Annotated in this window: 1 protein-coding gene and 1 pseudogene; one reads left to right on the forward strand and one right to left on the reverse strand. The window is 64.3% G+C overall.

The window, feature by feature from the left end; translation table 11 throughout:
* Window positions 1-321, forward strand: a pseudogene (locus tag ACXJKR_RS32465) (hypothetical protein); the annotation flags it as partial.
* Between the two features lie 117 nt (window positions 322-438).
* Here the strand turns inward: ACXJKR_RS32465 and ACXJKR_RS32470 are convergent.
* Window positions 439-1,421 (reverse strand): NAD(P)/FAD-dependent oxidoreductase (locus ACXJKR_RS32470; RefSeq protein ID WP_457326363.1); only part of this gene is annotated, 983 nt, incomplete at its 5' end.

Genomic DNA, 1,421 nt, shown 5'->3' on the forward strand with positions numbered 1-1,421 from the left:
GCCATCTACCGCTACACGCAGTACGCCGGCGGCCCCGAGCTTGAGGACCGGACGCTGGCGCTCAAGCTCTTTGCTGGCAAGCACACGAGCAAGGCCTATCCGACGACTCAGGAACTGCTCGCCTTTGGCACCAAGGTTTGCAATGTGAAGGCGCCGGCCACCGTGCTTCAACGCCTGGCGCAGGGCATGCAGCAGGCGCTGCAGGAAGCGAAGTCCGATGAACGCATCCCGCGTGAGCTGCTGTCGCGCATGCGGGAGGTCTGGGAGTCAGGGCTGGCCTATGGCGATGCCGAAACGGCAAAGCCGCGCAGGCCGCATTGAGGCTCTCGCCAGGCTTGCGCAATGGCGTCGCAGCAAGGCGCAAAGGTGAAGACAGTAGCAGCGCTACGGCTAGCCTTTGCAACGCCGCTGTGGCGTCATTTCGCAGGTCCGATGCCTTCAGTCGAAGACCGGTGACTCCACGCCCAATACCTTGTGCAGCTTGGGGCTGGTCGTCGTGTACTGCAGGTGGATGCGCTTGTCCGGGAACACATACGGTGCTGCGCCGAATGCCGCCAGCGCGGTTTCGTGGAAGCCGCTCAGGATGAGCTTCTTCTTGCCCGGGTAGGTGTTGACGTCGCCGACGGCAAAGATGCCCGGCACGCTGGTCTCGAACTTCTCGGTGTCGACAACGATCTGCTTGCGCTCCAGCGCCAGGCCCCACTCGGCGATGGGGCCGAGCTTCGGTGACAGGCCAAAGAAGGCCAGCACCTGGTCGCAGGGCACGACGCGCGTGATGCCGTCGTTGCCGGTGATCTTGACGCCGGTCAATTGCCCGTTCGCTTCGTCAATGCCGGTGGCCTGGCCGACGATGAACTGCATCTCCATTGCGTCGCAGAGTTCGCGCATCTTGGCCACGCTGGCTGGCGCGGCGCGGAACTCGTCGCGACGGTGCACGAGGATGACGCTCTCAGCCTTGTGCGGGTTGCCGTCGGGATTGGCGGCGCAGAAGTTCAGCGCCCAATCCAGGGCCGAATCGCCGCCGCCGATGATGAGCAGGTTCTTGCCGGCGAACTGGTTCGGTGCCTTGACGCGGTAGTGGACCTGCGTGCCCTCGTAGGGCTCGACGCCGTCGACCTTCAGCGTGCGCGGCTGAAAGCTGCCGACGCCGCCAGCGATGAAGACGGCCTTGGCCAGCAGCTGCGTGCCTTTGCTGGTCTCGATCAGAAAGCGGCCATCGTCCTGCTTTTGCACGACGGTGACTTCCTGGCCCAGGTGGAAGGTCGCGCCGAAGGGCTGGATCTGCCTGAGCAGGTTATCGGTCAGTTCCTTGCCGGTGCACACGGGCACGGCCGGGATGTCGTAGATGGGCTTGTCGGGATAGAGCTCGATGCACTGGCCGCCGGGATAGGCCAGGCTGTCGATGATGTGGGCCTTGATCT

The sequence above is a fragment of the Roseateles sp. P5_E11 genome, assembly GCF_054049355.1.